This is a genomic window from Ensifer sp. R-19 (assembly GCF_049905105.1).
Lineage (GTDB): Bacteria > Pseudomonadota > Alphaproteobacteria > Rhizobiales > Rhizobiaceae > Ensifer.
Genome location: NZ_CP184569.1, coordinates 1,832,011 through 1,858,603 on the forward strand (window position 1 = coordinate 1,832,011; position 26,593 = coordinate 1,858,603).

Below are 26,593 nucleotides of genomic sequence, written 5' to 3' on the forward strand. Positions count from 1 at the left end.
CAACTTGGTCCGATCGCACGCGACGACACGCCCCAGAACGAGGCGCGCCACCGCAGCTGGCCGGAAAGTGTCAGAATCGGGGCATCCTGGCCTTGATTCAGATCAAGGCTGCACCACCTCGATTGGATCATCCTCGGCAAATAACAGGGAGCGCCGTGGGAGCTGGCGTTTGAAGCCGATGAAAAAGACTTTTGAAGAGGGACGAATCCGGAGCCGGCTGGAACCGCCTCCCCGCGCCGTCCCGGTGGCCGAGCCTTTCGCATGGCTCGCCCGCGCGCACGAGGAGCAGCTTGCGCTCTGCAACTGTCTCGAGGAGATCGCCGACAGTCTGCCTGCAGAAATCGATCGGCAGAAATGCGTCTACGCCGCCAAGGTGCTCGGACCGATGATCCGCGAAATGCATTCCGGCGAGGAAAGCCTGGTCTTCCCGTGGATCGAGCGCACCTTCCGCGGCGACCCGACGCTCGGCGCGACGCTGGAGCGGCTGAAATACGAGCACTGCGAAGACGAGTGCTTCGCCGAAGAACTGACGGAAATGCTGGAACGCCTCGGCGCCGCCGACCAAACGGTCAATGCCGAAACCGCCGGCTACATGCTGCGCGGTTTCTTCACCAGCCTCAGGCGGCACGTCGGCTTCGAACAGGAATGTCTGCGCAGCATCACCTCGCCGGTTGGGTGAACCGGCAGACGGGGCGGTCGGCACGCGGCAAAGTAGGATTGTTCGCGGCCGGTCATCGGCCGCACCAAGTCCCTTTAAGGGCATAGCGCTAGTTTCCCGCTAAACAACGTTAAGGGCGACGAAGCCTGAACGCCTTCACGCTGCTCGCTGTTTTCCAGTCAGGTTCAGTGGTTTCCGGCCGGTTGTCTTCGCGGCGCGATCCCAGAGGAAACCGCCGGAGAAGGCGATGTGTTCCCATCCGACCGAAGGCCGGAGAGAAGTGCATGCGCCGCCTGTTTTCTGGCGCGCGCCCGGCCGGCGATGCTGGCGTGCTCGATAGTAGAGATCGCAGGCAGGAGAATCCTGGCCTGGCGCAGCGTATCAATGATGCCGGCGGCGATCACTGGGCCTTTATCCGTGTCCCGGGCGGCCTCCGCGGCCGCGTCGATCATGGAGGGAACACCTCCGGCGGAAGCTGCCAAGCAACTTGGCCTTGGCCGTTCCACGGTCTATCGCGAAATGCGCCGGTTAGGAATCAGCCGCCCTGCTTAGTGCAACTTCGCTTTTCGACCAAAGCTGCCGGTCGACGATAGCGCTGGGGCATGCCCTGTTTGCTGGCCCAAAAGCTACCGTTTTGGATGACCAAAGGTGCATACAATCTGACTGTAAACGCAACGCCATTCGTGCTATACGCGAAACTGGATCGAGTTTGGGAGCAACGCGATCCCAATCGTTCTGGCGATGCGCGGCAGCGTACGTTAAATCGCTGTAAAATTTCAGTCACCTACTCATTTCTCCTGCGAATTCACAGGTCCACACGGCGCTGATGAACGATGCAGAACGTCATGCGCCAACCGATGAAGGCGATGCCCATGACAACGATCACACGAAGAGCTTTTGTCGGCGGGATCGCCCTGATGCCGTCATTGCGCTTCCCAGGCACTGCGGCCGCCCAGAGCGAAATCACGCCTGACGAGGCACGAAAGATCGCCAAGGAAGCCTATATCTACGGCTTCCCGATGGTGGACAGCTACCGCATCCAATACGCCTATTTCGTCGACGACAAGAACCCGGAATACAAGGCGCCGTGGAACCACCTCAAGAACATCCCCCGCGTCTACACCCCCGCCGATACGGCGATCCAGACGCCCAACTCCGACACGCCCTATTCGATGATCGGCATGGACCTGCGTGCGGAGCCGATGGTCCTCGCCGTACCAGTGATCGAGAAGGACCGGTACTTCAGCATCCAGCTCATCGACGCTTATACGTTCAACTTCGACTATGCCGGCAGCCGCACGACCGGCAACGACGGCGGCAGCTTCCTGGTCGCCGGCCCGGGCTGGAAAGGCGAGACGCCTGCGGGCATCAAGAAGGTGTTTCGCGCCGAGACCGATCTCGTTCTCGGGGCCTATCGCACGCAGCTATTCAACCCCGACGACTTAGACAATGTGAAGAAGATCCAGGATCGCTACAAGGCAGAGCCGCTTTCGGCGTTTCTCGGCGGGGCGGCGCCTGCGGCCGCTCCCGCAATCGACTTCACCAAGCCGCTTTCGCCGGACGAAGAGAAGAAGTCGCTGGAGTTCTTCAACATCCTGAATTTCGTCCTGCAGTTCTGCCCGACTAATCCATCCGAGACCGAGTTGATGGCGCGTTTTGCCAAGATCGGGGTTGGTGCAGGCAAGACCATAGACGTTGCGGCGCTCTCGCCGGACATCAAGACCGCCATCGAGCAAGGTATGGCCGACGCCTGGGCCGATCTTGAGGGCTTGAAGAAGCAGATCGACGCCGGAACGGTGACTTCGGGCGACCTCTTCGGCACGCGCGAATACCTGAAGAACAATTATCTCTACCGCATGGCGGCGGCCGTTCTCGGCATTTACGGCAATTCGAAGCAGGAGGCGATGTACCCGGTCTACGCCACTGACGTCGAAGGGCAGAAGCTCGACGGCGCCAACCGCTACACCGTCCATTTCGCCGCCGATAAGATGCCGCCGGTCAACGCCTTCTGGTCGCTGACGATGTATGATCTGCCGGCGAGCCTGCTCGTTGCCAATCCGATCAACCGCTATTTGCTTAACAAGCCGATGCTCCCGCAATTCGTGAAGGATGCCGACGGCGGCTACACCTTCTACGTTCAGAACGAGTCGCCGGGCAAGGACAAGGAGCCGAATTGGCTGCCGGCGCCCAAGGGTCCCTTCTTCGTCGCGATGCGGCTCTATTGGCCGAAAGACGAGGCGCTCAATGGCATGTGGAAGCATCCGCCCATGACCAAGACACCATAGTTTGTCCAGTTCGCCCGCGGGTTCGACGTCGCGATCCCCGGCCGGGTCTTTGGGGTCCTCACTCTCTCTTGATTGGTAGCGCCGGCAATGACGTGTCAGGCCGCGATCGCGCGGCGGCGGTCGGCATGTTCCTGGATCACGAGGATCGCGCCGATGAGCTTGCCGGAGCTGGACATGCATGGCGTCAGCCGGCAACGCACGACGACCGTGCGCGCATCGACGGTCTTGGCGAAGGTATAGTCGACCACCTCGCCCGCAAAACAACGATCGAGATAGGATTTCACCCGCTGCTCGAAGCGCTGGATGCCGATGAACTCGACGATGTGCCGGCCGATCAGATCCATCGGGCGGCTCTCCAGATGGTCGGCATTGCGGGGGTTCGTGTAGAGGTAGCGGTAGTCGGGCGTGATCACCGCGATCCGATCCGGAAAGCTGTCGAGGATCGCCTCGTTGAGCAGGCCTTCATCCGCCCTGCCCTTGCTCGGCTGGGCCGGCAGCCGCTCGAGCTGGAGGTCGGCGAATTTCTCCGCGCCCGTCGCCGCAAAATAGCGGTTGATCAGCGACTGTAGCAATTGCGAGTGCCGGAGCACGCAGGAGATGTCGTCGGCTTCGACGCGCAGGATGTCGATCAGGAACTGGAACTGAAGTCGGGCATCTTCGACGCTCACCGCCTTCTCGTCGTAGACGGATCTGAGGATCGGATCCAATTCGCGATCCAGAATGCCGATCAAATGCTCGTCTGCCGTACGTACGGCATACTGCAGCTGCGAATACTTGAACCAGAACAGCTCAATCAGTGCGTTCAATTCGAAACCCCAATTCCCCCACGGCAGAGCCGCTTCGATGCACTTCAAGACAGGCGTTGATGCTGCAGACACTGATTTTGTTTTGAGGCTTCCCCACCCTTTCCGTGTAAAACCACACCGCTCCGGCCACCCAAAGCGCTTGCAATCTTCCCCTCGCGAGACAACGTTGAGTTTACACTCATTGCGTTAGCGTTCAACAGCAGAAAGAAAAACGTAACCTTTTGAAGCAATTTCGGGACAAAGGGCATGCGCTGCCGCGGACGGACCACGAAGGTGATGCTCGCCGAACCGAAATCGGAACGCGCCGAATTCTCAAGGCTGCCCGGAAGCAAGCTCAAGCGCGATCGTTCGTGCGGAGGGGAATCAGTCCTTGAGGTAGCGCTTGATGTGCCAGCGGTCGTGATACCAGAGCCACTGGCCCGGATACTCGCGCACCCAGCTTTCCACCTTGTCGTTCAGCACCTGCGCCGTGGCGGTGACGTCGACATTGCCGTCGGCCTTGCGGGGAATGGCGATCGCCGGTTCCAGCTCCAGCCGGAAACGGCCGCCCGGCAGCCTTATGCAGCGGGCCGGATAGACTTCGCAGTTGAACTGGCGGACGAGCTTGGCCAGCAGCGGATTGGTCTGCACGTCCTGGCCGAAAAACTTGGTCTTCAGCCCCTTGCGGAACTTCTGGTCGACGAGAACGCCGACGCCCAGGCCCCGTTCGAGCTGGCGGGCGAGTGCGAAGGACGAGCCGGCGTGTGACGGCACCAGATTGCCCATGCGCTCCTCGCGGAACTTGAACACTTTTTCCGCCACGTAAGGGTTGTTCGGCGGCCGGAACAGCACGGTCACGTCGAGGCCGAAGGCGGAGCCGGCGACCGGCAGCATCTCGAAATTGCCGCTGTGCGCGGTGAAGACGATGAAGGGGCGCGGATTGTCGCGAAGCTCGAGGAACAACGGGATGCCCGACACCTCGACACGGCCGGGCGTCGTGCGCTCGGGGTCGAAATCGAACAGACGGTCGAGGAACACGTATTCGGCCGCCATGCGGCCCATGTTGCCCCAGCTCTCAAGCGCGATCGCGTTGATCTCCGCCTCGCTTTTCTCAGGAAAAGCGTTGCGCAGGTTGGTGAGCGTCAGCTTCTGCCGGCTGGTCTTCGGCCCGATGAACCGCAGGGCACGATCCATGAAGCGGATCGCGGCATCGGCCGGAAACATCTTCAGGATCGTCAGCAGCAGGAAAACGAACTGCGCGATCAGCCACTGGCGGGTACGATCCGCCGCCAGCACCAGCCGTGTGATCAGCATGCGCACGTCGATCAATCCATCTTCAGGATGATCTTGCCGAAGATCTGGCGCGATTCCATGCGCTCCAGCGCCCGGTCGATCTGATCGAGGCTGATTTCAGTGTCGATGACCGGATGCACCAGGCCGCGGGCCATCTTCTGCATGGCGTTCGCCATGTTCTCCATGCGGCAGCCGAAGGAGCCGAGCAGCTTCAGCTGCTGCTGGAACAGCATCATCAGGTTCATGTCGGTGGAAACGCCCGAGGTGGAACCGCAGGTGACCAGACGGCCGCCGCGCTTCATGCAGAGCATCGAGCCCGCCCAGGTGTCCTTGCCAACGTGTTCGAACACGACGTCGACGCCCTTCTTCTTGGTGAGCTTGCGCACCACGCCTTCAAAGCGATCGGTGCGGTAGTTGATGACGTGATCGGCGCCGAGCGCCTTGGCCTTCTCGATCTTGTCGTCGGAACCGACGGTGGTGATCACCGTGCAGCCGATCTTCTTGGCAAGCTGGATCGCCGCCGAGCCGATGCCGGAGCCGCCGGCATGGACGAGGATGGTTTCACCCGGCTCAAGCTTGGCATTGTCGAACAGCATGTGCTCGACGGTACCGAAGGTGACCGGAGCAAGCGCTGCAGCGACGGCATCGACACCCGGAGGCGCCGGGACCAGCAGGCGCGCCGGCAGGTTGATCTTTTCCTGCGCGAAGCCGTCGAGATGGAAGCCGTGCACGCCGCCGACATGTTCGCAGAGATTGTCGCGGCCTTCCTTGCACGGACGGCAGAGGCCACAGGTACGCGCGCCATAGATCGATACGAGCTGGCCCGGAAGCACGCTCGAAACGCCCGGACCGATCGCGTCGACCACGCCGGATGCTTCCGCGCCGATGACGAGCGGCATCTTGCGCTTGGCAAAGGCCATGCCGCGCCAGCCCCAGACGTCGATATGGTTGAGCGCAACCGCCTTGACGCGCAGGGTCACCTCGCCCGGGCCGGGCGCTTCCGGTTCCGGAATGTCGGTGATTTCGAGCTTGCGGTCATCGAGCAGTTGCAGGGCGCGCATGGTTCTTCCTCTGCCTTGGCGGCATGTTTGCGTCTTGGATTTTGCAGCGCCGCGCGCCCGACGGGGCGCGAGAAAGGCGCTGCAGCTCTTGAGTTTCCGGCTTAGGCCGGCTCGGCGGTCATGACAAGGCTGGCGTTCTGGCCGCCGAAGCCGAAGGAGTTCGACAGCACCGCAGTCACCTGCTGGCTGCGCTTCACGTTCGGCACCACGTCGAGCACGATCGCCGGATCGGGGTTCTGGTAGTTGATCGTCGGCGGCAGCGTACCGGTCAGCATCGTCTGGATCGAGAACACCGCCTCGACCGCACCGGCGGCCGTCAGCGTGTGGCCGATCATCGACTTGTTGGACGAGACCGGGATCGACGGCAGGCGATCGCCAAAGACGGCCGACATCGACAGATATTCCATCTTGTCGTTCTCGGGCGTCGAGGTGCCATGGGCGTTGATGTAGCCGATACCGTCCTCATTGATGCCGGCGTCGGCAAGGGCTGCGCGGATCGTCGCGATCGCCGGGCCACCGTCCGGCGAGGAGCGCGTGCGGTGGAAGAGATCGGCCTTCTCACCGCAGCCCTTGAGGATGCCGTAGACGCGGGCGCCGCGGGCAACGGCCGCTTCGAGCGATTCCAGCACCAGGGTCGCTGCACCTTCAGCGATGACGAAGCCGTCGCGGTCCTTGGTGAAGGGCTTGGAGGCCTTTTCCGGGGGATCGTTCTGGGTGGAGAGTGCCGAAAGCAGCGCAAAGCGGATCAGTGCCTCGGCGCTGACCGAGCCGTCGGTCGCAACCGTCAGCGCACGATCGGTGCGGCCCTGGCGGATCGCCTCGACGCCGAGCTGGATCGCGGTGGCGCCGGAAGCGCAAGCGGTCGACAGCGTCACCGGCAGGCCGCGCGTGCCGAAGCGATCGGCCAGGCGTTCAGAGATCGAGCCGAAAAGCACGGCTTCGTGGAACACCGGATCGGCCTTCTGGCGCATGGCGGCGAGGAAGCGGTTATAGGCGTCGCCCGGGCGCTCCGATGGCGGCGAACGGTCGGCAAGCTCGAAGCGCGCGCTCCATTCCGGCTCGACCGGCGGGGCGGCCAGGAACAAGGGGCCGTTGAAATCGCCGGAAATGCCGGCCTGCGCCAAAGCTTCCAGCGTCGTTTCGCGCGCCATGGCATAGGAGCGCTCGACGGAATTGGCAGCCGGGATATCGATGAAATCGACCGTGCCGGAAATGCGCGTGTTCAAGCCTTCCGTCGGGAAGCGGGTGATCTTGTGGATGCCCGATACGCCGCCCGAAAGCGCTGCCCAGTTATCTTCGACGCCCTGGCCGAGCGAGGTGATGACGCCCATGCCGGTAATGGCGATGATCGGGCGGCCGAGATGGTCCTTGTAAGCGTTGCTCATGGTCCGCTCCTGTTATTCCGCCGAAAGGACGGCGACGCCTTCGCCGCGCGAATGGCCGATGGTGGTGACCACGGCGCTTTTCGCCGCCGCCGTCATCGGCTTTTCCGCACCGGCGTCAAAGGCCGGTACCTTGGCGCCCTCGCCCAGCGTCAGTGCTGCCAGCGCGAGACCCAGCGGGAACTGCGCTTCGATGCTGTGGCCGACAAGACCGCCATAGGCACGCACCGGCGCACCGGCAAACGTCTTGTCGAGGAACGCCTTCTCGCGCGCCACGAGCTCATGGAAACCGGACGTACCGGAGAACACGACGGTCGAGGCCGCATCAAGCTTTTCCGCAGGCTTGGCGAGGTCGCCAAGACGCGCTTCGAGCTTGCCGCCGTCACGCGCGCCGCGGTCGCCGCCGATCGCGTCGATCGAGGCATAGATGCGGGCGCCGCGGGCTTCGGCATATTCGCGCGATTCCAGCACCAGGAAGGCGCCGACCGAACCAAGGATCATGCCGCCGCCATTGTCAGCCTTGCGCGACCAGATCGGGTGCCAGTCGCCAAGCGCGTGACCCTGGATCGCTTCGATCAGGAGAATGATGTCGAGACGTTCGGCGGAAAAGGCGCCGCCGACGAGCGTATGGCTCGACTGGCCGGCCTTGATGCGGGCAAAGGCGGTTTCGATCGCCGAGATGCCGGCCGCTTCCTCACCCATGAAGGTGCGCGAAGAACCGGTCACCTTGTGCACGATCGAGATGTTGCCGGCGAGCAGGTTGGAAAGCTGGGCGAGGAACAGCGTCGGGCGCAGTTCCGTCGTCAGCTTTTCGTTGAGGAGCTGTTCGCGATCGTTGCGCTTCAGCGCTTCGTCGACGATCAGCGAGTCGACATTGATGTCGCGCTCGCCGCCGCCGGCAGCGACGATCATGTCCATGCTGCCGCAGGCTTCGAGATTGTCCTTCAGGCCGGCGTCATCGAGCGCCAGGCCGGCGGCGAAGACACCGAGGCGCTGCCAGTTTTCCATCTGGCGCTGGTCGCCACGCTTGGCGATCTGCTGCGACCAGTCGATTTCCGGCAGCGGATGCACCGGATAGGGGCTGAACTTTTCGGTCTCGACCCGCACGGCCGGCGATGTGCCGGCGGTGAGCAGCGCCAGATGTGGCTCGACGCCGACGCCCTGGCTGGTGACGATACCGACGCCGGTAATGACAACGTCGTTTGCGGATTTGCTCATCTTACTTCTCCGAACCGGCTGTTGCCGAAAGAGCCGCCATCAGACCCACTTCCTCGGCCCGCTTGCGTACGATATCGCCGAGCGGAACCTGATCGAACGGCATCGTTCTCAGTTTCAGCTGGGCGTCGCACACCTTCTTGCCGGCCGAGGTGATCTTTGCCTTCGTCACTGCAAAGCCCGAACCCTCATGTTCGAGGAAGGCCTCGATCTCGAGTTCGGCCGAAGGCTCGACGAAGGTGCGCATCTTGGCGCCGTCGACCGACATCAGGAAGGGCATGGCTGCAAAATTGGTGGCGGCCAGCACCAGGAAACCGGAGGCCTGCGCCATGGTCTCGATCAGAAGCACGCCCGGAACCAGCGGATAGCCTGGGAAATGGCCTTCGAACACGGGGCTCTTCTCTGGCACCACGGACCGCGCCGTCAGCCGGCCAGCCGAAAGATCGACCGTTTCGACACGATCGATCATCTGGAAGTATTCAAGGAGCATTGAGGCTCACCCTGTTCGTTTTCGGGCCGTTCGTTTCGGGCTCAAGTAAAAACGCCAATGCCGCCTGTCAAGCGCGGGGCGCGACGGGCGGCATTGGAATTGGTGCGGCAAGGCTCGGGCGAAAGCCCGATCAGCCCTTGGCAGCCCGCAGTTCGTCGATCTTGGCGCAGAGGTTTTTCAGAACGAAGTACTCTTCGGTCGAAACCTTGCCTTCGTTGACTTCCTGCGTCCACTGCTCGAGCGGGATCTTGATGCCGAATTCCTTGTCGATCGCAAACACGATGTCGAGGAAGTCCAGGCTGTCGATGCCGAGATCGTCGATCGTGTGGCTTTCCGGCGTGATCGTCTCGCGATCGATCTCGCTCGTTTCGGCGATGATGTCGGCAACCTTGTCGAATGTAGCTGTCACGCGCATACCTCTTTATTCTATGTCGAGTCTCGGCGATCCTATAGGTAAATGCGCTGCAAAAGCCAATGGCCTAGATGGCAACGGTTTGCAAATTGGAAACCGGTGTTGCCAGAGCGCCGCGCGCCCATGGGCGCGCAAAGGCGCTCTGCCTACCAAGAAGCGCATAAGCCTTGGCGAAACCAGACCTGGTTTTCGCGGTTATGCGCGGCGCCGCGCGCCCCTGGGCGCGCACAAGGCGCTCTGATGCCCACAGTACGGATAAGCGCATCGGTCAGACCGCCACCGAATGCCGGCCACGGCCGTTACCGAGATAGGCATCAAAGGTAGCCGCCACCGAGCGGGCAAAGGGTCGGCCGCGCTCGGTCAGGCGGAAGATGCCGTTCTCGATCGTCGTCAACCCGTCGGCATCGCGCGCCCGAAACAGCCGCGATTCCTCGATCACCGCGCCGGCCAGACCCGGAAATGCCTGCTCGACCTCGTCAAAGGAGAAGGCGAAACGGCACATGATGTCGGCGATCACTTTTGCCCTCAGCCGGTCGTCCGGCGTGAAGCGGTAGCCGCGAACCGCGGCCAGCCCCGTCCCTTCCACATGACGCAGATATTCACCGGTTGCCGGCATGTTCTGGACATAACCTTGACGAAACTGGCCGATCGCCGAGGCGCCGAGGCCAACAAGCGTTTCCGCGGCATCGTCCGTATAGCCCTGGAAATTGCGACGGAGACGCCCTTCCCGGCTGGCACGCGCCAAGCTGTCTCCGGGCTTTGCGAAATGATCGATGCCGATGGCTTCGTAGCCCGCCGCAACCAGCATCTCGCCGGCGCGGGTCATCTGGCCAAAGCGCTCGACAATGCCGGGAAGGCTCTCGTCCGGGATCATCTTCTGATGCGTCTTCATCCACGGCACATGCGCATAGCCGAAGAGCGCAACGCGATCCGGAACAAGCGTCAGCACCGCCTCTATCGTGCGCTCCAGCGACTGGAGGCTCTGATAGGGCAAACCGTAGAGAACGTCGCAATTGACCGAGTGGACGCCCCTCGCCCGGGATGCCTCGATCGCACCGCGCGTCTGCTCAAAGGTCTGGATGCGATTGATCGCCTTCTGCACCTCAGGATCGAAATCCTGGATGCCAAAGCTCGCCCGTGTCATGCCGATCACGGCCAGCGCATCATGGCGCGCCTCATCGAGGTCGTTCGGATCCATCTCGACACTGATCTCGCAATCGGGCGTGAAGGTGAAGTGATCGGTGAAGGTGCGCTTGAGCGCGATCATGTCATCCGGCCGGACGAGCGTCGGCGAGCCGCCGCCGAAATGCAGCGCCGGCACCTTGGCCTCGCGGCTCACCCGTCCGCCGACTTCTGCAACCTCGCGGTGCAGGCCTCTGAGATAGGTCGCCACGGGCTCATAGCGCAGTGTCTGCTTGGTGTGGCAAGCGCAGAACCAACAGAGCCGGTCGCAATAGGGCACATGGGCATAGAGCGAAATCGCCTCCCCCGCGCCGATCGCATCGAGCCAGCTTTCATAATCCGCTGTGCCCACCGTCTCGGAAAAATGCGGGGCCGTCGGGTAGCTGGTGTAGCGCGGCACAGGGCCTGAATATTTGAGGATGAGCGCGTCTTCCATCGGTCTCTCCGCTGTCATGACGATGGCATAGGACGAATGGGCAAACGTGCCTTTGATTTTGATCAAGTTGTCGAATTAACACGTTAAAATTGACAATGCGCAATTCAACATGAGACATTGTTTCGCGCTTTCGAAATTAGCACCTGTCAACTCTTGATTTAACGACCTGCATCCTCTTTGGTCATCCTGCTGCATGTTTCCTTTGAAGGATAAACATGCAGCACTTCAAAGTGCTACAGCGACCTTTGTGCGTCAGACGAGACGCGCGGCGCTGTAAGAGCAACGACATGCAGGTAGAAAGAATTGCAGATCGTGAACGAACATCGCCGCAAGGATATCCATAACTCGGACATTCCGACCGTCTGCGCAGCCTGCGAGGCCCGTCATGGCGGCGTTTGCGGAACGCTCACCCCGGATCAGCTTCTCGACCTCTCCCGCCACTCGACACGCCGCAGCATCGAGCCGGGCCGCGAGGTCGTCGGCCAGGGCGAGACGACGGACAGCTACGCCAACATCATCAGCGGTGTCGTCAAGCTCAGCAAGGTTCTGGCTGACGGACGCCAGCAGATCGTCGGCCTGCAGTTCGCGCCCGATTTCATGGGCCGCCCCTTCACCCGCGAAAGCGCGCTGACGGCGGAAGCCGCCGTCAACACCGACATCTGCGCCTTCCCGCGCAATGTCATCGAGCGGCTCGTTTCCGAGGCGCCGGGGCTGGAACACCGACTGCACGAGCAGGCGCTGAAGGAGCTCGACGAGGCGCGCGACTGGATGCTGACGCTCGGCCGCAAGACCGCTCAGGAGAAGGTGGCGAGCTTCCTCTACATCATTGCGACCCATATCGATCCCGAACAGGGGACCGCGAACGAATTCGACCTGCCGCTTTCGCGCGCCGACATCGCCGACTATCTGGGCCTGACGATCGAAACCGTCAGCCGGCAGATCACCAAGCTGCGCAAGGAAAACGTCATCCGCATCGAAAACAGCCGCCACGTCACCGTGCCGAGCCTCGAGCGGCTGATGCATGTCGGCGGGATCGACTGAGCCGCGCTCAGCGGTGGCTGCGAAGACGCTCGCAGATTTGCGGTGTTACACCGAATTTCCCAGCAGCGAAATTTGCCCCTCACCCTACCCCTCTCCCCGCAGGCGGAGAGAGGGAACGTCGCCTGCGGTTAGCCCCCCCGAAGGAGGCCGCCGATGATGAAGCGGAAACAGCGCCACAGGTCCCTTTTCCCCGCCTGCGGGGAGAAGGTCCCGGCAGGGGGATGAGGGGCAGCTCCGATCAGCGCGCGATCACGATGCGCGTGTTCTTCAACCCATGCTCGCGCGTCAGCGCGAAGAACTCGGCGGCGTTGTTCGGATGCAGCCGCACGCAGCCATGCGATGCCGGGCGGCCGAGGCGCTTGATGTCATAGGTGGCGTGAATGGCGTAACCGCCATTGAAGAACACCGCATAGGGCATCGGCGCGTCGTCGTATTTGCTCGAGCGATGGTAGCGTGAGAGCCATTTGGCCCTCCAGCTGCCGCGCGGCGTGACATAGCCCCTGCGGGCGGTAGACACCTTCCAGCGATACATGACGACGCCGTTCTGTTTGACGGTCATGGTCTGCGACGACAGGCTGATATTGGCAATGAGATTGGCGGCGTTCGCCGGCTGAACGGAAAACTGCATCAATGCGGCAACGAGCACAGTCAAAAACGCATTCCGCATGCTTCTCTCTCCGGGATGACGAACACTTACCGGTGGAACCAAACGTCCGAAGAGAATAACCGGCCGAGTATGAAGCAATCTTAATACATATGGAAAGCAAAGTCTTAATGCGAAGCTCGGATTCGCAAGACGGGAGCTGCCGAAACGATCAAATCATCGCGACGGCAAGAACAAAAACGGTCATTACCGTGCAGGCGCCATAGAACACGGCGATGCCGGCATCGATATCTTCGCTCGTCGCCACCGCACGGCCCGGACCATTGATCATCGGCTCGCTGACCTTGACGCCGCCATAGATGCGCGGGCCGGCAAGCTGCAGATCGAGCGCCCCTGCCATCGCCGCTTCCGGCCAGCCGGAATTCGGCGAGCGGTGCAGGCCGTGATCACGAAGGGCTGCCGTCAACGCATCCTTGGCGGCGCGCGTGCCACGGTGGATCAGCGCGCCAGCGGCGATCAGCAGGATCGAGAGCCGTGCTGCCGGCAGGTTGGCAAGATCGTCGAGCCGCGCCGAAGCCCAGCCGAAGTGCAGATATTTCGGCGATTTGTGGCCGATCATCGAGTCGGCCGTGTTCAGCATCTTGTAGGCGAGCAGACCGGGCAGACCGGCGATCGCATACCAGAAGGCCGGCGCCACGACGCCGTCGGAGAAGTTTTCGGCGAGGCTTTCGATCGCCGCGCGGCAGACCGCCGGTTCGTTGAGCGTCTTCGGATCGCGGCCGACGATCATCGAAACGGCCGCCCGCCCGCCTTCGAGCCCCCCTTGCCGCAAGCCCTCGGCAACGCGGCGCACATGATCGGCAAGGCTCTTCTGCGCCAGGAAGACCGCGACCAGCGCCGCCTCCAGCAGGAAGCCGACCGGACCGAGAGTGGCGAACAGGCGGTGCAGCAGGTGGCCGAACCAGGCGTTGACGGCAAGCAGCAGCACGATGGTGACAACGCCACGAAACCTGGCCGCGCCGTCCTCCAGATTCTCGCGGTTCAACCTGTCATCGAGGAAGCCGATCGCCTTGCCGAAGAAGACGACCGGATGCGGCAGACGCGCCCAGAGCCAGTCCGGGTCACCGACGACGCGGTCGATCACCAGCGCCAGCGCGAGGATGAGAAGGATGGTCTCCGACATTCAGAGCTCCATCCGCGCAAGCGCATCCGCCAGTCGCCGGTCACCCACCGCATCCGGTGCCAGACCGATCCTCAGCCACTCCGGCGCATAGTCGAACTTGCGCGTGAGGATATGCGCCTCGCAGAGCCGCTGCTGCAACAGAGCGGCCCTCGGATGCTCGACCAGCACGAAAAGCCCTGTTCCACCGATCCGCTTGAGCCCTGCTCCATCAAGCGCCGTATCGAGGCCGGCTCGCCGCTCGAGGATACCGGCCGCAATCGCCCTGGTGTCGCCCTGCATCAACGCTTTCGAGATGGTCAGCGCCGGGCCGGAGACGGCCCAGGGACCGAGCCAATCGGCAAAGGACGCAAGCACAGGCTCCGTCGCGACGACGAAGCCGAGGCGCAGACCGGCGAGCCCGAAGAACTTGCCGAAGGAGCGGAAGACGATGAGGTTGCCTTCATCGCGCACATGGCCGGCGACGCTCAACTCCGGCTCAAGATCGCCGAAGGCTTCGTCGACCAGCAGCAGCCCGCCGTTTGCCTTCTGCCTCGCCGCCATCGCCAGAAGTTCGGCGGACGCGAAGGCACGGCCAGTCGGGTTGTTGGGGTTTACCACGATGACCAGGGCATGCTCGGCGCTGAGCGCAGCGGCATCTTCGACGCGATCGACGGCAAAGCCGGCTGCCGACAGCACACGGGCATATTCGCCATAGGTCGGCCCGAAGATCGCGACGCGCCTGTTCGCCGGCGCCTTCCCGTTTTCATTTATGAGACGCGGCAAAAGCTGGATCGCCGACTGGGTGCCCGGCACCGCCAAAGGCAGCACGCCATTGGTGCGGTAATAATCTGCGGCTGCCAGGCGCGCGTCATCCACCGTCTGCCGATCCGGCAGCCGATGCCACGCGCGTTCGGATACTGGGGGCAAGGCGACGGGGCAAGGATTGATACCGGTCGAAAGATCGAGCCAGTCTTCGAAGCGCCCGCCAAAGCGCGCCGCGGCCTCGGTGATGCCGCCGCCGTGGACGATCGGTGCGCTCATGGCGCGCCTGCGATGTCGATGAGATGCATGAAGGAGCCGGCGACATTGCCGCGCCTGAGGCCCGCGTGGCCGAGATCTTCGCCCGCAGCGTCGCTCACCGAAAACAAGCGTTCGGCCGCGCCTTCGGCAACGATGGTCGCATAGTGGAATTCGTGCGCCGTCATGGGTCCATCGAAGAAGGCGTTGTCGACAGGCACGACACGGCGATAGCCGAGGTGCCGCCTGCGCTCGGCAAAACTGGTCGTCAGCGGCAGCAGGCCGAGCATGTCGTAGCGTGCGCCATCAGCGGCGACAAGCCCTTCGCCGAGCACCATGTAGCCGCCGCATTCGCCGAAGATCCGGGCGCCGCGTTCCGCCGCGGATTGCATGCCGGTACGGAAGGTTGAAGCAGCACTTAAGTGCCCCGCATGCAGCTCCGGATAACCGCCCGGCAGATAGACGGCGTCGGCCGAAGGATCCGGCGCTTCGTCGGCGAGCGGCGAGAAGAACGAGATTTCGGCGCCGCCCCGCTGCCAGTCGAACAACAGATGCTCGTAAGAGAAGGCAAAGGCGATATCGCGCGCCACGGCGATGCGTTGCCCGAGCGGCCGGAACCGCTCGATCCTCGTGACCGACCCGTGCGGAAAGATCGTCGCAGCGCGGCCGACGGCATCGAGGTCGCAGTTCGCCTCCACGCGTTCGGCAGCAGCCCCGATGAAACCTTCGAGCGCCCCATGCTCGCCCGCCTGCACGAGGCCGAGATGGCGCTCCGGCAGTTGCAACGCACTGTCCTGCCGCAAGACACCAAAGACAGGCACGCGCACCCGCTCCAGCGCATCGCGCAGCATCATCTCGTGTCGGTCGCTACCGACCTTGTTGAGGATGACGCCGACCACCCGAATATCGTCGCGATGATCTGCATAGCCGCGAACGAGTGCGGCGACCGAATGGGACAGGCGGGCGCAATCGACAACGAGGATGACGGCGAGATCGAGCGTCGCAGCGAGATCGGCGGGTGAACCGGATCCGTCGGCGGCGCCATCATGCAGCCCCATCATCGCCTCGACGATCAGCGTGCGGCCACCGGTCGTGGCATGCGAAGCGTTCGCCAGCAGCAGTTCCGGCCGCATTGCCCAGGGGTCGAAGTTGAAGCAGGGTTTGCCGGTCGCGGCCGCATGGAAGGCGGGATCGATGTAATCGGGGCCCGCCTTGCCGGGCGCGATCGCAACACCGCGCTTCTTCAGCGCGCGCATCAGCCCGAGCGTCACCGTCGTCTTGCCCGAGCCCGACGAAGGTGCGGCGATCAGCAGTCCGCTCATGCCGGGTTCCTGAGAATGCGGTTGGCGAAGGGGTCGGCCGAGAGCTTGCGGCCATCAAGCGCACCGATCCAGTCGAGCGCTGCCCGGAGCCGCACCACCTCGCCGACGACGACGATCGCCGGCGGCTCAAGCCCTGCCGCCTCGACATCGGCCTCGGCGCGCGAAAGCGTCGTTTCGAGCACCGTCTGGTTCGCCGTCGCCGCATTGCAGACAAAGGCGACCGGCTCGTCCGGCGAACGGCCGCCGGCAATGAGGTTGGCGGTGATCGCGCCGATATGTTTCATCGCCATGTACATGACGATCACGGGCGAGCCGCTGGCGATGCCCTGCCAGTTGATGCGATCGGGCACGAGGCCGGAGGAATCGTGGCCGGTGAGGAAGGTGACGGCGTGATTGACCTCGCGGTGCGTCACGGGAATGCCGGCATAGGCAAGACCGCCGATGCCGGCGGTGATGCCGGGCACGATGCGAAACGGGATCTGGTGCTCGACCAGCGTCAGCGCCTCCTCGCCGCCGCGGCCGAAGACGAAGGGATCGCCCCCCTTCAGCCGCAGCACCCGGTTGCCGGCACGCGCAAGCTCGACCAGCCGAAGCGAGATGTCGCGCTGCTTCGGCGAAGGCTTGCCGCCGCGTTTTCCCGCAAACTCAAGCACGGCGCCCGGTCTGGCGAGCTTCAGGCAATCCTCGTTGACCAGCGCATCATGCACGATCACATCCGCCTGGCGCAGCGCATTGGCCGCATGCAGCGTCAAAAGGCCCGGGTCTCCCGGACCGGCGCCGACGAGCCAGACCGAACCTTTCTCGAGCGCCGGCAATCCGGCAAAGAGGTCGTCGATCATGCGTGCTGCCTCACCTGTATACCGGCACCGTTTGACGCCGTGCCTAAATCGAGCCGCGAAGAACCGGATTCCATTTCAGAGCAAACCCGGACAAAATATTGATTCACTTCAACAACATAGAAGCGCATCAGATAACCTCCGCCGCCTGGAGGCACTCTTCGACACGCAATGCCGCCGGCCCGGCAAGCGCCGCCGTCGCATGCGCGGAGATGATCTTCGGCACGATCAGCACCGCTTCGCGTCCGGCGCCGACAAGGGCAGCACCCTCGGCCACGCCATGACAGCCGGTGTGGGCAAAGACGATCTCGGAGGGATTGGCGAGACGGGAGGCTTCGGCCTCCAGCGTGGCCGCATCGTAGAAAACCGCAAGAACGGAGAAGTGCTTCGCGGCTGCAAGGATTGCCGGCTCCTCGGCGCGGGCATCGAGCGAGGCGACCAGCCGCAGATCGCCGGCACTGGCACCGGCGTCTGCCAAAGCGCGCTCGGCAAGTGCGATCACCTCTTCGGCCGGCGTGCGGCGCTCGCAACCGAGCCCGAGCACCAGCCCGGCCTCTTCTTTCATTTGTGCCAGAACGTTATTTTCACGCGATTCCGGACGCAAAACCGCTGCGCACTTTTGCTGGAATTGCTTTGATCCGCTAACCGATGGCATCGGCGGCCGGCTCCCTTCGTCGGTTTCCTTAACGAAGCGCCGGCAGGAACGAACCGTTCCGGCCGATCTGGACAGCACCGGCTGATGGCCCCCTGGCTGGGTCGGCCGCACCGGACGCTCTTTCAGTCCACCGAAGCGGACGCCGTCGCATGATTGTCATTTTTACCGGAGCGCGGGAGACCGGTCAAACCGGATTGCGCCATCGCCATGTCGCGATTGACGAAGGCGCACAGTTGCCCGGCGGATCGCTATAGCCGCCTGTGTCGGCCGCCATTCGATCGCCGGCGCCTCCATCCAGAAACACAGCGACTCAGGACAAGCTTTTGATTCCGTGAAAGATTCGAAGGTCGTCCGCCCGGGCGGCCAACAACGCCGCAACAGAAGGCTTTGCAAATCGTGGCCGGCTCTGACACAAGGCGGCAAAACCTCCATACGTCTCCCTCTCCCGGAGTCCCTCCCGTGCAAGATCTCGCCTTCCACCTGCTCGCCTTCTTGTTCGTTGCCGCCTTCATCGCCGGCTTCATCGATTCGATCGCCGGCGGCGGCGGCATGATCACCATTCCCGCCATGCTGATCGCCGGCATTCCGCCCTTGCAGACGCTCGGCACCAACAAGCTGCAGGGGCTGTTCGGCTCGGGTTCGGCAAGCCTTTCCTATGCGCGGCGCGGTCACGTGAACCTGAAAGAGCAATTGCCGATGGCGCTGATGTCGGCGGCAGGCTCCGTGCTGGGGGCGCTGCTTGCAACCATCGTTCCAGGCGACGTCCTGAAGGCCGTGCTGCCCTTCCTGCTGATCGCCATTGCACTCTATTTCGGGCTGAAGCCGAACATGGGCGACGTCGACCAGCACCGTCGGATCACGCCCTTCGTGTTTACGCTGACACTTGTGCCGCTGATCGGCTTTTACGACGGCGTCTTCGGTCCCGGCACCGGCTCCTTCTTCATGCTCGGCTTCGTCACGCTGGCCGGCTTCGGCGTGCTGAAGGCCACGGCGCATACGAAGTTCCTCAACTTCGGCTCCAACGTCGGCGCCTTTGGCATCTTCCTCTTCTTCGGCGCCATTCTCTGGAAGGTCGGCCTGATGATGGGCGTCGGCCAGTTTCTCGGCGCCCAGGTCGGCTCGCGCTATGCCATGGCCAAGGGCGCCAAGATCATCAAGCCGCTGCTCGTCATCGTCTCGATCGCACTCGCCATCCGGCTGCTGGCAGATCCGACGCATCCGCTCAGAATCTGGCTGGGGCTTTGAGTCCCGGCGCGCATTCCTGGCTCTCTTAGACTGGAACCAGATGCCGCGACTTAAGTGAACGTCACTTGACTGTCACACCAACGTCGGGCGCGCCTGTGGTCGACCAGCATGAGCATTCTTCGCCTGCTGGCCCGGCGCCGTAACCACATATCTGTTTGGGGGTCTTGCATTGCCGAGGACTGCGCGCTTCTGCACGCGCCTTTGCCTCAGCTTCCGCTGCGGCTCTCTGCTTTCGGCTCATCTTCGGCGTGGGAGCCGCCTTTGCTTTGGCTGCCTGCTGGACCGCGGATGCGCTCGCCTTGGTCGTTTGGGCTGGGCCGGTTTCACTGCATGATGCGATTATCAAAAGCGATGCGATAGCAAACGCAACTCTAGCAACGGTCTTCAAGGTACACCCGCGATCTAAACAATTTGGGCATCTATATGCGTGCTTCCAGAAGCCTCATCAAGGCCCCCCGCACAGAGGGCAACCCTAAACGCGGCTGTGCCGCCGCCTCGATTTGCCCACATTGAACGTCTGATGTCGGGGCATGGACAAAGCTGGTATCGCCTTCCTCATGCTCATCTGCGTTCTCGTCGCTCTCGTAATAAGCATTCTGGCGGTTCGGCCGGATTTGGAGAACGCCCCATCGCCCACGCCTGCAATTGTTCCTGCCAACTAGACTAGATGGGGGAACCAAGGCCTTCGCCGGGTGTTGCTGTAGATCGCAACGACCACCGGGAAAGCCGAACGCGTATAGTCGTGATTGCAATAGTCGCCTCGATCATGAGTATACTTGTTTTCAAGTATGTCGACGGCACGTTCGGCAACTCCGAGATTGCCGCAACGGCCGAGGAACTCTCGGACCACTAAGAACGATCAGGACGGCCAACGCAGGATCGCTTCCTGGAAACTGAAGGCGACCACCCTGCGCATAGATGTCGGTCATTGGGTGGTCATGGGGCGATGTCTGAATCTAGGCAATGTGCGGATATGGCGGTGAAATCCTCCCTAGGGCCTGACGAGCATTCCCTGTCATCGACACTCGCTGATACAAAATGCGCTAACCAAAACGAAAGTCGAGTGCGCACCCCCTTGAACCTCTAGCCGCTAGAGATTGCAACTTGCAGGAAATGCGTCGCGGAAGTCGGGCGAGCCAGAGACTGTGAGACAGGCGCCCGGCCGCAAGCGTCCCCCTGTCGTTGCCCAGAGGTTCCAATGTTCACCACTTCCTGCCCGCCATCCTGATGCTTATCGTCGGCCTGTTCACGCTGGCGCTGGCAGCGCTGCGCCGCGTTCAATCCGGCCGCTCACCCGTCGTGCTGACCTATGGCGACGATGCCGAGGGGTTTGCAGGCAAACTCTTTCGCGTGATCGTGGCGGCGCTGGTGGTTCACCTGCTGGCGGTCGCCGCCTTTCCGCAGGTTGTCGACGCGGGATTCGGCCGCATCCCGGCCCTGGACACGCCGTCCATCGCCGCGATCGGCCTCGTGCTGATGGCCCTCGGCGGCGGGCTGACCATGCTGTCGCAATCGGCGATGCGCCGTTCCTGGAAGATCGGCATCCCTGAGAAACAGGACGCGCCGCTCGTGACCTCAGGCCTCTACGCCTTCTCGCGCAACCCGATCTATGTCGGCATGGTCACGGCGCTGATCGGCACGGTGCTGGCGGTGCCCAACGTCGTCTCGGTGGCGCTGGCGCTTTCCGCCTGGATCTCGATCTCCTACCAGATCCGCATGGAGGAAACCCACCTCTCCCGCGCTTTTGGCGAGGCATACAGTGCCTATTGCGGGCGCGTCCGCCGGTGGGTTTGATTTTGACGGACTGGCAGCAACTACGTCACCGGCTTCAGTCGCGACCAAGACCGTCTCTGTGAGCTTTGAACAAAAAATAGGCGGTTCCTGAAATTACATAGGCCGACATCATGTTGATCATTAACACTAAAATATAAAACACAGACGCACCCCCATGAGAACATGAAGATACGAGCAACGATGGAATGATGAAAACGTTACTGCTCAGAAACATTATCGCGAACGGGAAAATACACAATGACCCGACAATAGTGACACCAACAAAAAGGAGAGAATTGAACTTATACGAGAAATATAATGCAACGACAAAACTGAAAAATACTACGATCGATAGGAGCTTATGCGAAATGTAAATTGAGTTCGCGATCCAATAAGATGCACTCACACATGTTTCGAGGCTCAGCCCCTCGATCCCGAGCCGCCTTACGATTGCCTGATCGTCGAACAACGTTAAGTATAAGTAGACAACAATGGTCGCGAAAAGAAAACTGACGGACAAGAATACCGCATAGGGACCAAATGCCTTTCTGAGGCCGACATCGCCGTAATTCATTTTGGAAATACCATTTAGCGCTGAGCAGATACCATCCATTCAGTTACCGCGATTGCCTCTTAAAGTTCAGTGAGCAAATCGCTTCGAAGCAACAAACCGATCATGAAACCTCAAAACACCGCCAGAAGCAGCGCGCCGGCGGCGATGAACACGACGCCCAGCCAGTTCATCAGGTTGAGCTTTTCGCCCAGGAACAAGACGCCGAAGATCGCGACCATGACGATCGACAGCTTGTCGATCGGCGCCACGCGGGCGGCGTCTCCGAGTTTCAGCGCCCGGAAATAGGCAAGCCACGAAGCGCCCGTGGCAAGGCCGGACAGTGCCAGGAACAGCCAGGTGCGTCCGGAGATTTCCGATGGCTTCTGCCACTGCCCTGTCGCCGCCACGATGGCGGCGATCACGCAGAGGATGACGACGGTGCGGATCAGCGTTGCGAAGTCGGAGTTGATCTGCGCAACCCCGACCTTGGCGAACACGGCCGTCAGGGCAGCGAAGGCTGCCGAAAGCAGCGCCCAGAACTGCCAGCTCTGGCTCATCAGAACTCGACGCCCTGCTGCGCCTTGATGCCAGAGCGGAACGGATGCTTGATCAGCTCCATCTCGGTGACGAGATCGGCAATCTCGATCAGGTCTTCCTTGGCGTTGCGGCCGGTCAGGACCACGTGGGTCATATGCGGCTTCTCTTCCTTCAGGAAGCGAACGACTTCTGCGACGTCGATATAATCATAGCGCAGCGCGATGTTGATCTCGTCGAGCAGCACCATCGAGTTGCGTTCGTCGCGGATCAGTTCCTTCGCCTTTTCCCAGGCCTTTTCCGCCATCGCCACATCGCGGGCGCGGTCCTGCGTTTCCCAGGTGAAGCCCTCGCCGAGCGTGTAGAACTGGCAGACGTCGCCGAAATGCTTTTCGATCAGTTCGCGCTCGCCCGTCGCCATGGCGCCCTTGATGAACTGCACGACGGCGCAGGGCATGCCGTGGGCGATATGGCGGAAGATCATGCCGAAACCGGCGGTCGACTTGCCCTTGCCCTTGCCGGTATTGACGATGATCAGGCCCTTCTCGTCGGTCTTCGTCGCCATGATCTTTTCGCGGGCGGCCTTCTTCTTCGCCATCTTCATGGCGTGGCGGGCATCGTCCTTCTCGGCAACAGGTTCTCCGCTGTTTGTCGTCTCGTCGCTCATGATAACTCCCTCGATTTCCGGTTGGCGGGATGGATGCAGAACCGCAGCTCTGATCCCGCATCTGTTCCTTTTCCGTATTTCACTGAACGCGAAACGGAACCCAAGTCTTTGCTTCCAGGCAATTCCGGACGGAAAACCGTGCCCGGAGCTGCTCTATTCGTTGCCGGCGCGAAGCCGGGTGGCGGCGCCGCTGATGCCACCAAGTTCAAACCGCGCCGAGTTCGAGCGCGGGGTCCAGAGATTGCGGTCGATCGCTTCCAGCAGCCGCTCGGCAAGCTCGGCAAAGGCGGCGGGGTTCTTGTCGCGCAGAAACTCCGCCACCCGCTCGTCGACGACGAAGGCCTGATAGGCGGCCTCGAAGTGATGGTCGCGCACCGCACCCGTGGTCGCGGCAAAGGCGAACATGTAGTCGACGGTGGCGGCGATCTCGAAGGCGCCCTTATAGCCGTGGCGCATGACGCCATCGATCCACTTGGGATTGACGACGCGCGCCCGCACGACGCGGCCGATCTCTTCTTCCAGCGAGCGGATGACCGGCTTTTCCGGCCGGGAATGGTCGTTGTGGTAGATCGCCGGCCTGGTGCCACCGAGATGCTCGGCGGCAGCGCTCATGCCGCCTTCGAACTGGTAATAGTCGTCGCTGTCGAGCAGGTCATGCTCGCGGTTGTCCTGGTTCTGCACCACCGCCTCGATCGAGCGCAGGCGCTCCTCGAAGAGATCGCGCTCGGCCTTGCCCTCCTCGCCGGCGCCATAGGCATAGGCGCCCCAGGTGAGATAGGCCTCGGCGAGATCGGCTCTGCTGTCCCAGCCTTTCTCATCGATCAGCGCCTGCAAGCCGGCGCCGTACGCTCCGGGCTTGGCGCCGAAGATGCGATAGGAGGCGCGGCGCGCGGCCTCGGTGGCGTCAACGCCTTCCGCCTCCAGCCGCCGGGTCTCGGCGCGCATGCGCGCGGCGATCATGTTGTCGGCATCGTCTTCCTCGAGTGCGCCGACGGCGCGGATCGCCTTGTCGAACAGCGCGATCTGGTCCGGGAAGGCATCGCGGAAGAAGCCGGAGATGCGCAGCGTCACGTCGACGCGCGGCCGGCCGAGCACCGCGAGCGGCACGATCTCGTAGCCCGTCACCCGCCGCGAGACCACGTCCCAGACGGGCTTGGCGCCGATCAGCGCCAAGGCCTGGGCGATATCGTCGCCGCCGGTGCGCATGTTTGCCGTGCCCCAGGCCGTGAGCCCAAAGGACGACGGCCATTCGCCGTGATCCTGCAGATAGCGGCGGATCAGCAGTTCGGCGGACTTCTTGCCGAGCTCGTAGGCGGCCGGCGTCGGCACCGAGCGGCTGTCGACGGAATAGAAGTTGCGGCCGGTCGGCAGCACGTCCGGCCGGCCTCGTGTCGGCGCTCCAGAGGGACCGGGGGCGACGAAGCGGCCATCGAGGCCGGTGAGAAAGCCGGCCATTTCCGCAGCACCAGAGCCCGTGATCGAGGGCTTGAGGCGGGTTTCGATCTCGTCGAGTACGGCTTGCGTGTTCGTCCAGTCCGCCGGGCAAGGCTGCTCACCCGAGACGAGGCTTGCCGCCAGCAGCTCGATGCGTTCGACCGTGTCGCCGGCAGTGCGCCAGGGGGCGTCGGAGATGTCGGCGAGGATAGCCGGTTTCGGGCCTGTCCACACGTCCGACATCACGCAATCGAGCGGATCGAAGGCGAGTCCCGCATCCGCCGCGATCGCCCGCTGCAGGCTTTGGTCGCCGCCTTCGCCAAGCCCGCGTGGGACGCGCGCCAGAGCCACGGTCAAGTCCGTCAGCAAGCGCCCGTCCGGCGCCACGCCGAAGATATGCAGGCCGTCGCGGATCTGCATTTCCTTGAGGTCGCAGAGATAGGCATCGAGCTTTTCCAGCGCCTTGTCGTCGCTGTCGCCCTTGTCGATACCGGCATCGCTGTCGAGGCCGATGTCGCGCACGAGATCGAGGATCTGGCGGCTCAAGAGCCGGAGCCGTCGCGGATCGCCGCCGGCGGCGTCGTAATATTCATCGACCAGCGCTTCCAGGTCCTTGAGCGGCCCGTAGGATTCAGCGCGCGTCAAGGGCGGCGTCAGATGGTCGATGATGACGGCGCTGGTGCGGCGCTTGGCCTGCGTGCCTTCACCCGGATCGTTGACGATGAAGGGATAGATATGCGGCAGCGGCCCGAAGATCGCCTCGGGATAACAGGTCTCGGACAGCGCCAAGGCCTTGCCCGGCAGCCATTCGAGATTGCCGTGCTTGCCCATATGCACGATGGCCTGCGCGCCGAACTGATGGCGCAGGAAGGCATAGAAGGCGAGATAGCCATGCGGCGGCACCAGGTCCGGCGAGTGGTAGCTTTCCTTCGGATCGATGTTGTAGCCGCGCGCCGGCTGGATGCCGACGATGACATCGCCGAAGCGGGCGAGCGGCAGCGCGAAGCCGCCGTCTTGGAAGAACGGATCGGCCTCGGGCGCGCCCCAACGGCCGCCAACTTCATCCTGAATCTGTTTCGGAAGCGAATCAAAGAAGGCGTTGTAATCGCTGAGCGAAATTGTTTCTCTAATTTCACGATCACGGCCTGCCGCATTGGTCGGCCCGGCCATCAGGTAACGCATCAGCGCGTCGCCATCCTCCGGGACGTCGCCCACCGCATAGCCTTCTGCCGTCATGGCACGCAGCACTTCGACGGTGCCGGCCGGTGTGTCGAGACCGACGCCATTGCCGAGGCGCCCGTCGCGGTTCGGATAATTGGCCATGACGATGGCGATCCGCCGGTCGGCGGGTTCGGTGCGACGCAACTTCGCCCAGTTGACGGCAAGGCTGGCGGCAAAACGCACCCGATCTTCGAGCGGCTCATGCCCGACAATGTTAGCCTCGACTTTCGCATCGTAGATCGACGCCGCCTTGAACGAGACGGCGCGCGCAAGGATGCGGCCATCGACCTCCGGTAGCGCCACGTTCATCGCCAGATCGCGCGCCATCAGCCCCTGCGGCGATGTCTCCCATTGCTGCCGTGATGAGCCGGAGAAGATCACCTGCAGCACCGGCGCGCCGGTTGATTCCAGCACCGTCGGCTGACGATCGGCGCCGGGCGAAGAAACGGCAAAGCCGGTGGCATTCATCACCACGTCGGGTGGGGCTTCGGAAAAGATCGATTGCAGCGTGCCGACGGAGACCGCATCCTTGAGGCTGGAGACGAAGACCGGCAGTGCCCGAACCCCTTGCACCTTCAGCGCATCGATCAGCGCTTCGACCGGCCGCGTCTCGCCGCTCTGGACGAGGGCGCGGTAGAAGCAGATGGCGATGGTGGGATTTGCGCATGCGGGGGCTCCAGCCCCCACAACACTCAACCAATCCGAAACCCCGATCACGCCCCGCCCCGGCCACCAGATGCCGGCTTTCAGCAAAGGCTTGGCCGGCTGCGGTTTCTCGGCGCCTGAAACCAGCGCCTCGGCATAGTCGAGGAACAGGCCGGCATTGTCGGCGCCGCCCTCGTTGAAATAGGCCCAGAGCCGCTGGCGGTCATCGGCCTCAACCGTAGAAAACGGTTCAAGGCCCGGGTCCGGCTTGTCGTCGCCCGGCAGCACCGCGATCTGGAAACGGTGAGCGACGGCCGCCGCATGCAAGGCTTCGAGCAGATAGCGGAAATAGCTGGCGCCACCGAGCGGCCGGACGACGATCAGCTTCGCATGACGTGCCGTGCGCTCGACATAGGTATCGACCGACATCGGGTGCATCAGGTTCATGAGGCTCGCAATGCGCAGGCTCAGGCCACCGTCACGCCGGCCGTGGGCGGCGGCGATCGAGGAGAGCTCGGTGTCGGCGGCAGACAGGAACAGGATGTCGGCCGGCGTTTGCCCAAGGTCGATCGCCTCGTTGCCGTCGGCGATCGTTCCTTTCTGGGCGAGAAGCAGATGCATGATCTTGTCCGTTCGGGCAATTCCGAACGGAAACGCGTGAAGCGGCTTCCGTCCGGAATTGCGT

General features: G+C 62.7%; 23 protein-coding genes. 5 read left to right on the forward strand and 18 right to left on the reverse strand.

Features of this window, described 5'->3' with window-relative positions:
- Nucleotides 1-178: 178 nt before the first annotated feature.
- On the forward strand, nucleotides 179-679 hold the full coding sequence (locus tag ACN9MO_RS08905; protein ID WP_057254471.1) for a hemerythrin domain-containing protein: 501 nt from the start codon (nucleotides 179-181) through the stop codon (nucleotides 677-679).
- Between the two features lie 164 nt (nucleotides 680-843).
- Here the strand turns inward: ACN9MO_RS08905 and ACN9MO_RS08910 are convergent, their stop codons facing one another.
- On the reverse strand, nucleotides 844-1,110 hold the full coding sequence (locus ACN9MO_RS08910; protein ID WP_057254220.1) for a DUF4158 domain-containing protein: 267 nt from the start codon (nucleotides 1,108-1,110) through the stop codon (nucleotides 844-846).
- 465 nt (nucleotides 1,111-1,575) lie between these two features.
- Here ACN9MO_RS08910 and ACN9MO_RS08915 point away from each other — a divergent pair, with 465 nt between their 5' ends.
- Nucleotides 1,576-2,943 carry a DUF1254 domain-containing protein gene (locus ACN9MO_RS08915; protein WP_425987118.1) on the forward strand — a complete coding sequence of 456 codons (1,368 nt, stop codon included), beginning with the start codon at nucleotides 1,576-1,578 and terminating at the stop codon, nucleotides 2,941-2,943.
- 95 nt (nucleotides 2,944-3,038) lie between these two features.
- Here ACN9MO_RS08915 and ACN9MO_RS08920 read toward each other — a convergent pair whose 3' ends face one another.
- From ACN9MO_RS08920 to hemN, 8 genes are all read right to left on the reverse strand, one after another.
- Nucleotides 3,039-3,749: a PAS domain-containing protein gene (locus ACN9MO_RS08920; protein ID WP_057254468.1), complete on the reverse strand. Its 711-nt coding sequence runs from the start codon at nucleotides 3,747-3,749 to the stop codon at nucleotides 3,039-3,041.
- Between the two features lie 363 nt (nucleotides 3,750-4,112).
- The gene (locus tag ACN9MO_RS08925; RefSeq protein WP_057254466.1) at nucleotides 4,113-5,042 is read right to left on the reverse strand and encodes a lipid A biosynthesis lauroyl acyltransferase; all 930 of its coding nucleotides are present in this window, start codon (nucleotides 5,040-5,042) and stop codon (nucleotides 4,113-4,115) included.
- An 11-nt stretch (nucleotides 5,043-5,053) separates the two neighbouring features.
- Complete coding sequence (locus ACN9MO_RS08930; RefSeq protein WP_057254218.1) at nucleotides 5,054-6,082, reverse strand: zinc-binding dehydrogenase; 1,029 nt, start codon at nucleotides 6,080-6,082, stop codon at nucleotides 5,054-5,056.
- Between the two features lie 101 nt (nucleotides 6,083-6,183).
- Nucleotides 6,184-7,467 carry a beta-ketoacyl-ACP synthase gene (locus ACN9MO_RS08935; RefSeq protein ID WP_057254216.1) on the reverse strand — a complete coding sequence of 428 codons (1,284 nt, stop codon included), beginning with the start codon at nucleotides 7,465-7,467 and terminating at the stop codon, nucleotides 6,184-6,186.
- A gap of 12 nt (nucleotides 7,468-7,479) precedes the next feature.
- Nucleotides 7,480-8,682 (reverse strand): beta-ketoacyl-ACP synthase, encoded by a 1,203-nt coding sequence (locus tag ACN9MO_RS08940; RefSeq protein WP_057254214.1) that lies wholly within the window; start codon nucleotides 8,680-8,682, stop codon nucleotides 7,480-7,482.
- A 1-nt stretch (nucleotide 8,683) separates the two neighbouring features.
- Nucleotides 8,684-9,169: a 3-hydroxyacyl-ACP dehydratase FabZ family protein gene (locus ACN9MO_RS08945; protein WP_058327002.1), complete on the reverse strand. Its 486-nt coding sequence runs from the start codon at nucleotides 9,167-9,169 to the stop codon at nucleotides 8,684-8,686.
- Nucleotides 9,170-9,299: 130 nt separating this feature from the next.
- Entirely contained in the window at nucleotides 9,300-9,584 is a 285-nt protein-coding gene (locus ACN9MO_RS08950; protein ID WP_089044188.1) for an acyl carrier protein, read from the reverse strand.
- A 265-nt stretch (nucleotides 9,585-9,849) separates the two neighbouring features.
- Nucleotides 9,850-11,199, reverse strand: a complete 1,350-nt coding sequence (gene hemN / locus ACN9MO_RS08955; RefSeq protein WP_113133087.1) for an oxygen-independent coproporphyrinogen III oxidase — start codon at nucleotides 11,197-11,199, stop codon at nucleotides 9,850-9,852.
- A gap of 303 nt (nucleotides 11,200-11,502) precedes the next feature.
- On the opposite strand from hemN, the gene ACN9MO_RS08960 reads away from it, so the two are divergent.
- Nucleotides 11,503-12,240, forward strand: a complete 738-nt coding sequence (locus tag ACN9MO_RS08960) for a Crp/Fnr family transcriptional regulator (RefSeq protein WP_058323185.1) — start codon at nucleotides 11,503-11,505, stop codon at nucleotides 12,238-12,240.
- A gap of 238 nt (nucleotides 12,241-12,478) precedes the next feature.
- Here ACN9MO_RS08960 and ACN9MO_RS08965 read toward each other — a convergent pair whose 3' ends face one another.
- The 6 genes from ACN9MO_RS08965 to ACN9MO_RS08990 all read right to left on the reverse strand — a co-directional run bounded on the left by ACN9MO_RS08965 (nucleotide 12,479) and on the right by ACN9MO_RS08990 (nucleotide 17,746).
- On the reverse strand, nucleotides 12,479-12,907 hold the full coding sequence (locus ACN9MO_RS08965; protein ID WP_057254207.1) for a L,D-transpeptidase: 429 nt from the start codon (nucleotides 12,905-12,907) through the stop codon (nucleotides 12,479-12,481).
- Nucleotides 12,908-13,055: 148 nt separating this feature from the next.
- On the reverse strand, nucleotides 13,056-14,027 hold the full coding sequence (gene cbiB / locus ACN9MO_RS08970; RefSeq protein WP_113133088.1) for an adenosylcobinamide-phosphate synthase CbiB: 972 nt from the start codon (nucleotides 14,025-14,027) through the stop codon (nucleotides 13,056-13,058).
- Nucleotides 14,028-15,047, reverse strand: coding sequence for a threonine-phosphate decarboxylase CobD (gene cobD, locus ACN9MO_RS08975; RefSeq protein ID WP_058327004.1), 1,020 nt, complete (start codon nucleotides 15,045-15,047; stop codon nucleotides 14,028-14,030).
- Nucleotides 15,044-16,345, reverse strand: a complete 1,302-nt coding sequence (locus ACN9MO_RS08980) for a cobyrinate a,c-diamide synthase (protein WP_113133089.1) — start codon at nucleotides 16,343-16,345, stop codon at nucleotides 15,044-15,046. Before ACN9MO_RS08980 ends, cobD begins: the two co-directional genes overlap by 4 nt.
- A complete protein-coding gene (cobA, locus tag ACN9MO_RS08985; RefSeq protein ID WP_373419902.1) occupies nucleotides 16,342-17,181 on the reverse strand; it encodes a uroporphyrinogen-III C-methyltransferase in 840 nt (279 codons plus the stop codon). Before cobA ends, ACN9MO_RS08980 begins: the two co-directional genes overlap by 4 nt.
- Before the next feature lie 130 nt (nucleotides 17,182-17,311).
- Nucleotides 17,312-17,746 (reverse strand): cobalamin biosynthesis protein, encoded by a 435-nt coding sequence (locus ACN9MO_RS08990; protein ID WP_113133090.1) that lies wholly within the window; start codon nucleotides 17,744-17,746, stop codon nucleotides 17,312-17,314.
- 549 nt (nucleotides 17,747-18,295) lie between these two features.
- Between ACN9MO_RS08990 and ACN9MO_RS08995 the strand changes: the two genes are divergently transcribed.
- Both ACN9MO_RS08995 and ACN9MO_RS09000 read left to right on the forward strand, forming a co-directional pair.
- A complete protein-coding gene (locus ACN9MO_RS08995) occupies nucleotides 18,296-19,081 on the forward strand; it encodes a TSUP family transporter (RefSeq protein ID WP_112995577.1) in 786 nt (261 codons plus the stop codon).
- Nucleotides 19,082-20,263: 1,182 nt separating this feature from the next.
- On the forward strand, nucleotides 20,264-20,875 hold the full coding sequence (locus ACN9MO_RS09000; protein WP_425987107.1) for a methyltransferase family protein: 612 nt from the start codon (nucleotides 20,264-20,266) through the stop codon (nucleotides 20,873-20,875).
- A 663-nt stretch (nucleotides 20,876-21,538) separates the two neighbouring features.
- On the opposite strand, the gene ACN9MO_RS09005 is transcribed toward ACN9MO_RS09000, so the two are convergent.
- The 3 genes from ACN9MO_RS09005 to cobN all read right to left on the reverse strand — a co-directional run bounded on the left by ACN9MO_RS09005 (nucleotide 21,539) and on the right by cobN (nucleotide 26,529).
- On the reverse strand, nucleotides 21,539-21,964 hold the full coding sequence (locus ACN9MO_RS09005) for an EamA family transporter (RefSeq protein WP_113133093.1): 426 nt from the start codon (nucleotides 21,962-21,964) through the stop codon (nucleotides 21,539-21,541).
- Nucleotides 21,964-22,608, reverse strand: a complete 645-nt coding sequence (cobO, locus tag ACN9MO_RS09010) for a cob(I)yrinic acid a,c-diamide adenosyltransferase (protein WP_057254188.1) — start codon at nucleotides 22,606-22,608, stop codon at nucleotides 21,964-21,966. The genes ACN9MO_RS09005 and cobO overlap by 1 nt, the downstream gene beginning before the upstream one ends.
- A gap of 153 nt (nucleotides 22,609-22,761) precedes the next feature.
- On the reverse strand, nucleotides 22,762-26,529 hold the full coding sequence (gene cobN / locus ACN9MO_RS09015) for a cobaltochelatase subunit CobN (RefSeq protein ID WP_113133094.1): 3,768 nt from the start codon (nucleotides 26,527-26,529) through the stop codon (nucleotides 22,762-22,764).
- Between the last annotated feature and the right edge of the window lie 64 nt (nucleotides 26,530-26,593).

Coding starts and splice junctions, on each gene's coding strand:
- ACN9MO_RS08905 (WP_057254471.1), top strand. CDS start 179: ATGAAAAAGACTTTTGAAGAGGGACGAATCCGGAGCCGGCTGGAACCG.
- ACN9MO_RS08910 (WP_057254220.1), bottom strand. CDS start 1,110: ATGATCGACGCGGCCGCGGAGGCCGCCCGGGACACGGATAAAGGCCCA.
- ACN9MO_RS08915 (WP_425987118.1), top strand. CDS start 1,576: ATGCCGTCATTGCGCTTCCCAGGCACTGCGGCCGCCCAGAGCGAAATC.
- ACN9MO_RS08925 (WP_057254466.1), bottom strand. CDS start 5,042: ATGCTGATCACACGGCTGGTGCTGGCGGCGGATCGTACCCGCCAGTGG.
- ACN9MO_RS08930 (WP_057254218.1), bottom strand. CDS start 6,082: ATGCGCGCCCTGCAACTGCTCGATGACCGCAAGCTCGAAATCACCGAC.
- ACN9MO_RS08935 (WP_057254216.1), bottom strand. CDS start 7,467: ATGAGCAACGCTTACAAGGACCATCTCGGCCGCCCGATCATCGCCATT.
- ACN9MO_RS08940 (WP_057254214.1), bottom strand. CDS start 8,682: ATGAGCAAATCCGCAAACGACGTTGTCATTACCGGCGTCGGTATCGTC.
- ACN9MO_RS08945 (WP_058327002.1), bottom strand. CDS start 9,169: ATGCTCCTTGAATACTTCCAGATGATCGATCGTGTCGAAACGGTCGAT.
- ACN9MO_RS08950 (WP_089044188.1), bottom strand. CDS start 9,584: ATGCGCGTGACAGCTACATTCGACAAGGTTGCCGACATCATCGCCGAA.
- hemN (WP_113133087.1), bottom strand. CDS start 11,199: ATGGAAGACGCGCTCATCCTCAAATATTCAGGCCCTGTGCCGCGCTAC.
- ACN9MO_RS08965 (WP_057254207.1), bottom strand. CDS start 12,907: ATGCGGAATGCGTTTTTGACTGTGCTCGTTGCCGCATTGATGCAGTTT.
- cbiB (WP_113133088.1), bottom strand. CDS start 14,027: ATGTCGGAGACCATCCTTCTCATCCTCGCGCTGGCGCTGGTGATCGAC.
- cobD (WP_058327004.1), bottom strand. CDS start 15,047: ATGAGCGCACCGATCGTCCACGGCGGCGGCATCACCGAGGCCGCGGCG.
- ACN9MO_RS08980 (WP_113133089.1), bottom strand. CDS start 16,345: ATGAGCGGACTGCTGATCGCCGCACCTTCGTCGGGCTCGGGCAAGACG.
- ACN9MO_RS08990 (WP_113133090.1), bottom strand. CDS start 17,746: ATGAAAGAAGAGGCCGGGCTGGTGCTCGGGCTCGGTTGCGAGCGCCGC.
- ACN9MO_RS09005 (WP_113133093.1), bottom strand. CDS start 21,964: ATGAGCCAGAGCTGGCAGTTCTGGGCGCTGCTTTCGGCAGCCTTCGCT.
- cobO (WP_057254188.1), bottom strand. CDS start 22,608: ATGAGCGACGAGACGACAAACAGCGGAGAACCTGTTGCCGAGAAGGAC.
- cobN (WP_113133094.1), bottom strand. CDS start 26,529: ATGCATCTGCTTCTCGCCCAGAAAGGAACGATCGCCGACGGCAACGAG.